The organism is Streptomyces sp. ICN903 (assembly GCF_022015835.1).
GTDB classification, from domain to species: domain Bacteria; phylum Actinomycetota; class Actinomycetes; order Streptomycetales; family Streptomycetaceae; genus Streptomyces; species Streptomyces fenghuangensis.
Map to the genome: position 1 here is coordinate 1 of NZ_JAKMAY010000096.1, position 7,334 is coordinate 7,334.

Consider the following 7,334-nt stretch of genomic DNA (forward strand, 5'->3'; position numbering starts at 1 on the left):
GCTGCCCGGGGCCGGGACGGCCGGGGGCGCCGAAGCCCCCGCCCGCGGGACCGCCCGCAGGGCCGCCCGCGGCAGGACCGCCTGCCGCGGGGCCGCCGGGAAGCGCGGCGCGCGAGGAGGGGCCGCCCTGGACCTGGTTGCGGGTGGGCAGCGCACCGAGTCGGCTGGTACCGGCCGGCGCGCCGCCGCCCTGCGGCTCGCGCCGGAGCGTGGCGGACGGGCCGGAGCCCTGGCCGCCGTCGCCGGAGGACTTCTTCTGCTGGCCGTTCTGCTGACCGCCGCGCTGGGTGACGTCGACCGGGAGCATGACCAGCGCGGTCGTGCCGCCGGAGTCGGAGGGGCGCAGCTGGATGCGGATGCCGTGCCGCAGGGACAGGCGGCCGACCACGAACAGACCCATGCGGCGGGAGACCGAGACGTCGACCGTCGGCGGGTTGGCGAGTCGCTCGTTGATGGCCGCGAGGTCCTCGGGCGACAGCCCGATGCCGGTGTCGTGGATCTCGACCAGCACCCGGCCGTCGGGCAGCGCGTGGCCGGTGACCTTGACCTTGGTCTGCGGCGAGGAGAACGAGGTGGCGTTCTCCAGCAGCTCGGCCAGCAGGTGCACCAGGTCGTTGACGACCCGGCCCGCGACCTCGGTGGTGGGTACGGCGCTCAGTTCGATGCGCTCGTACTGCTCCACCTCGGACGCGGCGGCGCGCAGCACGTCCACCAGCGGCACCGGGCGGGTCCAGCGGCGGCCGGGCTCCTCACCCGCGAGGACCAGCAGGTTCTCGCCGTTGCGGCGCATACGGGTCGCCAGGTGGTCCAGCTTGAACAGGGAGGAGAGCTGGTCCGGGTCTGCCTCGCGGGACTCCAGTTCGGAGATGAGCGAGAGCTGGCGCTGGATCAGGCCCTGGCTGCGGCGCGAGAGGTTGGTGAACATCGCGTTGACGTTCCCCCGCAGCAGCGCCTGCTCGGCGGCGAGCCGGACGGCCTCGCTGTGCACGTCGTCGAACGCCGCGGCCACCCGGCCGATCTCGTCGCGGCTGTGGACGCCGACGGACTCCACGGAGGTGTCGACGTCCTGCGGGTCGGCCTCGGAGAGCTGCTTGACCAGCTCGGGCAGACGGCGGTGGGCCACGTCCTGCGCGGTGTCCTGCAGCCGGCGCAGCGAGCGGATCATGGAGCGGGCCACGACGAACGCGCCGACCAGCGAGATGCCGAGCACGAGCAGCACCAGGACGCCGTTGAAGAGGGCCGACTGCTGGGCCTCGGCCCGCAGCGTACGGGCCTGCTCGTCCATCTGCGTGAGCAGTGAGGCCTCGATCTTCCGCATCTGCTCGATCTTGACCTGGTCCTGGTCGAACCAGTCCAGGTAGGAACGGTTCTCGCGCGAGATGCCCTTGGGATCCTTCACCACGCGCTCGGCGTACTCGTCGGCCGAGGTGATGTTGACGATGCCCTCGTCGAGCGGCTTGGTGAGCTCGGCCGCCTCGTTGTTGCCGTAGATGTCGTCGAAGCGCTTACGGGCCGCGCTCTCGCTCTCCCAGGCCGTCCTGATGTACAGGTGGTCGTTGTCCGACAGCTTGGGGCCGTCCTCGCGGGCCAGGCCGGCGCTGATGATCGCCCGCTGCATGGAGGCGTACTCCTTGGCGGAGGAGAACGCCGCCAGCGCACGGGTGCTCTGGATCATCTCCGGGTTGCTGGTGGCCTGCGCCATGTCCTGGGACAGGCTCAGCAGCGACTCGATCAGCTGGTTGTAGTCGTTGACCGTCTGCGAGATGTTGTCCGGGTTGTCGTACGCCCGCTCCCGGATGGTCTTGAGCCGGTTCAGCTGCCGGGTGATGTCCGTGATCGTGGCGCGGACGCCGGAGAGGAGTCCGGCGTCGGCCTCCTCGAGCGCGGGGGTGGCGTCGAAGAACGCCGCCTTGACCTGGTCGGTCTCCTCACGGGGGCCGACGACCGCGTCGTCCTTGGGGTTGCCGGTGCCGGTCAGGGGGCCGGCCGAGCGGTCCCGCTCCTCCTGGAGCGCCGTCGCCAGCTCGGTGGCGCGCTCGGTCATCTCCGTGAGGAGCTTCATGTTGTCGAGCTGATCGACCTCGGCGAGCGAGTTGTTGATGCTCAGCGCGCCCAGCGAGGTGGCCGTGACGACCGGAAGGGCCAGCAGCGAGACCAGGCGGGTGCTGATGCGCCAGTTGCGCAGGGCAAGGCGGGAGCCCGTGGCACTGGGCTCCTTGGGCTTCGGGGCACCCTCGGCCTCGCCGTCCGGTCGCGCCTTCGCGCGCTTGCCCTTGTCGGCGTCGAGGGCCTGCTCCCGGCCACTGCTCTCCTGGGCGCGCTGTGGTGAGGAGCCGCGGTCGGTCGCACCGCGCAGCTCCGGGTCCCCCACAGCGCTGCCATCCCTCTTGAAACGTCCCTGCACTAGCGTCGCAACCTCTGGACCAGGCGTCCCCCCGCGAACGGCGGAACGGTATCGAGTCGGGAAGGTCCGAGGACCCCCCTGACGGTCGTGAGTGACCGGCGCGCCCCCAAGTCCCCGCCGCGCGGCGCTCCTCTGCGCCCCCTTGCGCGCCGGGTCGTCTCCTGCGGCGGTCCGTGGAATTCCAGCACAGTGCCGGATCTCCAACAAGGTCCGTGGATAAGGCTGTGACATGCGTGACGCTACGCAGACACTCCGTGGCGGAGGGTGTAGACGCATACGGCGCATCACGGACTTTTGGCAGCTGACGCCACACGTGAGCCGCTACAGTGCCCACTGCCCCGGTAGTGACACCAGAGGGTGCATCATCCGCTTTGGGGAGCGTATGTCCGTTTGGATGGCCGATTCAGACGGTCCGCTATGCGGCTTTTGCCCGCCGTTTCGTGAGTAAGATCACAGGCGGATCGTTATAAGAGTCACCCCTGGAGGGGAAAGAGGCCCCTTACGCTCAGCTTTACACAAGGCATGTAAACGACAAGAAGGCGAACGAGGCAGACCCGGTGAAGACGACGATGATCACGCGCAGTGTCGCCAATCCGCAGCGCACCACCCTGGCCCACCTCAAGGACGCCGACGAGCTGACGGTCGTCCGGGCCGAGCGCGCGGAGAGCGCCGGAGACCTTCCGGCCCAGACCGCCAACCCGCGCCGGACCGTCCTGATGGACGCCCCCGTCGGCTGACCGGCTCCGCGACGACGGACCTCGCCGGCCCCCGTACACCCGAGGTGTACGGGGGCCGGTCCGTGTGGTCCGAGTGAGGGGCCGGTTCGCACGGCCTCGGTGGCCGGGCTCCTCCCGGACCCTCCCGCTCTTCTGCCGGTCGGCCCTGCGGGCCTCAGCCCTGCCAGCTGTGGGGGGCCCGGAAACCGGAGGTGCGCTCAAGTCGGCGCCAGGGCGCGGTGCTGCGGCGCGGACGGGAGGCGACGGGGCCGGACCCGTGGGCGGCGGCGCGGGCCAGGAGCAGGGCGGTGACCGCGGCGAGTTCCTCCTCGCTGGCGTGGCCCTTCTCCACACGGACCACGTCGGCGACAGCGGTGGCGGTGGTGGTGGCGGCGGAAGTGTTCAAGGGGCTGGTCCTCACAGGTGTCACTGGGGCGGGTTGCCGTGCTTGCGCGCGGGCAGGTCGGCGTGCTTGGTGCGGAGCATGGCCAGGGCGCCGATGAGGACGGAGCGCGTCTCGGCGGGGTCGATGACGTCGTCGACCAGGCCGCGCTCCGCGGCGTAGTAGGGATGCATCAGCTCGGACTTGTACTCCTTGACCAGCTCCGCCCGGGTGGCCTCGGGGTCGTCGGAGGCGGCGATCTGCCGCCGGAAGATCACGCCCGCCGCGCCCTCGGCGCCCATCACCGCGATCTCGTTGGTCGGCCAGGCGTAGGTCAGGTCGGCCCCGATGGACTGGGAGTCCATGACGATGTACGCGCCGCCGTAGGCCTTGCGCAGTACCAGCGAGATCCGCGGCACGGTGGCGTTGCAGTACGCGTACAGCAGCTTGGCGCCGTGCCGGATGATCCCTCCGTGCTCCTGGTCCACCCCGGGCAGGAAGCCGGGCACGTCCAGCAGGGTGAGGATGGGGATGTTGAACGCGTCGCACATCTGCACGAAGCGGGCGGCCTTCTCGGAGGCGTGGATGTCCAGCACGCCGGCGAGCTGCTGGGGCTGGTTGGCGACGATCCCCACCACCTGCCCGTCCATCCGGGCCAGTGCGCAGATGATGTTGGTGGCCCAGCGCTCGTGGACCTCCAGCATCTCGCCGTCGTCGACGATCTCCTCGATCACCGCGCGCATGTCGTAGGGGCGGTTGCCGTCGGCCGGCACCAGGTCGTACAGCACCTCGCCGCGCCGGTCGGCCGGATCGGCGCACTCGGTACGCGGCGGGTTCTCCCGGTTGTTGGACGGCAGCAGGGACAGCAGGTAGCGGACCTCCTCCAGGCAGGTGGTCTCGTCGTCGTAGGCGAAGTGCGCCACGCCGGAGGTCGCGGCGTGCACGTCGGCGCCGCCCAGCCCGTTCTGGCTCACCTGCGCACCGGTGACCGCCTGGACGACGTCGGGGCCGGTGATGAACATCTGCGAGGTGTCGCGGACCATGAACACGAAGTCGGTCAGCGCCGGGGAGTAGGCCGCCCCGCCCGCGCACGGGCCCAGCATCACCGAGATCTGCGGGATGACGCCGGAGGCCTTGGTGTTGCGCTGGAAGATGCCGCCGTAGCCGGCCAGGGCCACCACGCCCTCCTGGATGCGCGCGCCGGCCCCGTCGTTGAGGGAGACCAGCGGCGCACCGGCTGCGATGGCCATGTCCATGATCTTGTGGATCTTGGCCGCGTGGGCCTCGCCCAGCGCCCCGCCGAAGATCCGGAAGTCGTGGGCGTAGACGAAGACGGTCCGGCCCTCGACCGTCCCCCAGCCGGTGATCACCCCGTCGGTGTACGGCTTCCTGTCCTCCAGGCCGAAGCCGGTGGCGCGGTGCCGGCGCAGCGGCTCCACTTCCTGGAACGACCCCTCGTCCAGCAGCAGTTCGATCCGCTCGCGCGCGGTCAGCTTGCCCTTGGCGTGCTGGGCCTCGGTGGCCCGCTCGCTCGGACCGCGCCGAACCTGCTCACGGATGGCGTGCAGCTCCGCCACACGGCCACGGGCGTCACTCGCCGCGAGCGGCGTCTGGGACAGATCGGTCATGTTCAGACCCTACGAAACCGCCGCGCTGTTCGCCGTCGTCGGATTCGTACAGTCTCAGCCCTCGATTCATGGCCACGCTGGACAGAACCATGCCTTTGACGCCGCTACACCAGGGAGGATCCCCAGTTTCCCCGGGCGCGGACTGTGGGATCCCCACAGTCCGCGCCGAAGAGGCGTTCAGGCCTGGGTGGGCGTGTCGTGACGGCCGGTCAGCCCTGGGGCTCGACGCCTGCGCGCAGCAGACCGTAGGTGTAGGCGTCGACGAGGGCCTGCCAGGAGGCGGCGATGACGTTGTCGGCCACCCCGACGGTGGACCACTCGCCCCCGCCGTCCCCGGTGGACACCAGCACCCGCGTGGTGGACTCCGTGCCGTGGGTGCCCGCCAGGATGCGGACCTTGTAGTCCACCAGCTCCATCTGGGCGAGCTCGGGGTAGATCCGCTCCAGCGCCAGCCGAAGGGCCCGGTCCAGAGCGTTGACGGGGCCGTTCCCCTCGGCGGTGGAGACGATGCGCTCGCCCTTGGCCCACAGCTTCACGGTCGCCTCGTTGGCGTGGGAGCCGTCGGGGCGGTTCTCCACGATGGCGCGCCAGGACTCGGTGGTGAAGAAGCTCCGGGGGCCCTCCTGCGCCCCGCCCCGCAGCAGTTCCTCCCGCAGCAGCAGCTCGAAGGAGGCGTCGGCGGCCTCGTAGCTGTAACCGCGCAGTTCGCGCTCCTTGACGCGCTCCACGATCCGGCCGACCAGCTCGCGGTCGCCGCTCAGATCGATCCCCAGCTCTTGGCCCTTGAGCTCGATGGAGGCCCGGCCGGCCATGTCGGAGACCAGCATCCGCAGGCGGTTGCCGACCAGTTCGGGGTCGATGTGCTGGTAGAGGTCGGGGTCCACCTTGATGGCGGAGGCGTGCAGTCCGGCCTTGTGGGCGAACGCGGAGACGCCCACGTACGGCTGGTGGGTGGAGGGCGTGAGGTTGACGACCTCGGCGATGGCGTGGGAGATCCGCGTCATCTCGCGCAGCGCGCCCTCGGGCAGGACCTTCATGCCGTACTTGAGCTGGAGGGCGGCGACCACCGAGAAGAGGTTGGCGTTGCCCACGCGCTCGCCGTAGCCGTTGGCGGTGCACTGCACATGGGTGGCGCCGGCGTCCACGGCGGCCAGGGTGTTGGCCACCGCGCAGCCGGTGTCGTCCTGGGCGTGGATGCCCAGGCGCGCGCCGGTGTCGGTGTGCACCGTCCGCACCACGGCCTGGATCTGGGCGGGGAGCATGCCGCCGTTGGTGTCGCACAGCACGACCACGTCGGCGCCGGCCTCGTACGCGGTGCGTACGACCCGCTTGGCGTACTCGGGATTGGCCTGGTACCCGTCGAAGAAGTGCTCGCAGTCGACGAAGACCCGCCGGCCCTGCTCGCGCAGGTGCTCCACCGTGTCGCGGACCATCGCCAGGTTCTCCTCCAGCGTGGTGCGCAGCGCCAGCTCGACATGGCGGTCGTGCGCCTTGGCGACGATGGTGACCACCGGCGCCCGCGAGTCGACCAGCGCCCTCACCTGCGGGTCCTCGGCGGCTGCGACGCCCGCCCTGCGGGTGGCGCCGAACGCGACGAGCCGGGCGTGGCGGAAGTCGATCTCCTCACGGGCTCGCCGGAAGAACTCGGTGTCCCGGGGGTTGGCACCGGGCCAGCCGCCCTCGATGAAGCCGACACCGAAGTCGTCCAGGTGGCGGGCGATGGTCAGCTTGTCCGCGACGGAGAGGTTGATCCCCTCCCGCTGTGCCCCGTCGCGGAGCGTGGTGTCGAAGACGTGGAACGCGTCGCCGGGGGACGCATCCCCCGGCTGCCGGGAGGCCGCGGCGTCGGTCATGCTGGTCTGGCTCCTGTCGATGGATGTAGGTCCGGAATGCTTGGCCCTACTTGTCCCCATCATCCCTCACGCCCTCGTTCCGGCCGGGTGGTGCCGGAAAACGAAAAGACCCCTCGCGGGTGCGAGAGGTCTGCGCGCGGGTCTGGGACACGGTGTCCGCCACCGCACCGGGTGTGTGCGTAGGCGGTCACTGCGGACCGGCGCGCCTGCTGCCGATAATCATGGCGAGGTGAGGCACGGGCACAGTCTGGCACGGATCCGCTCCGCGGATCGGGCGGTCTCACGATGTGGTCGCCGCGGTCCGCGGGAGCGGACGGCGGGACGGGGACGGACGGCGGGACGGGGGCGGAC

General features: G+C 70.8%; 5 protein-coding genes. 1 reads left to right on the plus strand and 4 read right to left on the minus strand.

What is annotated here, in order from left to right; all coding sequences use genetic code 11:
- Positions 1–2,404, minus strand: a 2,404-nt coding sequence (locus L7D48_RS12540; RefSeq protein WP_237879460.1) for a nitrate- and nitrite sensing domain-containing protein, incomplete at its 3' end; no start/stop codon positions are given.
- 557 nt (positions 2,405–2,961) lie between these two features.
- On the opposite strand from L7D48_RS12540, the gene L7D48_RS12545 reads away from it, so the two are divergent.
- Positions 2,962–3,141: a hypothetical protein gene (locus L7D48_RS12545; protein ID WP_237879462.1), complete on the plus strand. Its 180-nt coding sequence runs from the start codon at positions 2,962–2,964 to the stop codon at positions 3,139–3,141.
- 154 nt (positions 3,142–3,295) lie between these two features.
- On the opposite strand, the gene L7D48_RS12550 is transcribed toward L7D48_RS12545, so the two are convergent.
- From L7D48_RS12550 to cimA, 3 genes are all read right to left on the minus strand, one after another.
- Positions 3,296–3,526: an acyl-CoA carboxylase epsilon subunit gene (locus L7D48_RS12550; protein ID WP_237879464.1), complete on the minus strand. Its 231-nt coding sequence runs from the start codon at positions 3,524–3,526 to the stop codon at positions 3,296–3,298.
- 20 nt (positions 3,527–3,546) lie between these two features.
- On the minus strand, positions 3,547–5,130 hold the full coding sequence (locus L7D48_RS12555; RefSeq protein ID WP_237879466.1) for an acyl-CoA carboxylase subunit beta: 1,584 nt from the start codon (positions 5,128–5,130) through the stop codon (positions 3,547–3,549).
- Positions 5,131–5,339: 209 nt separating this feature from the next.
- Positions 5,340–6,983: a citramalate synthase gene (cimA, locus tag L7D48_RS12560; protein WP_237879474.1), complete on the minus strand. Its 1,644-nt coding sequence runs from the start codon at positions 6,981–6,983 to the stop codon at positions 5,340–5,342.
- Positions 6,984–7,334 lie beyond the last annotated feature (351 nt).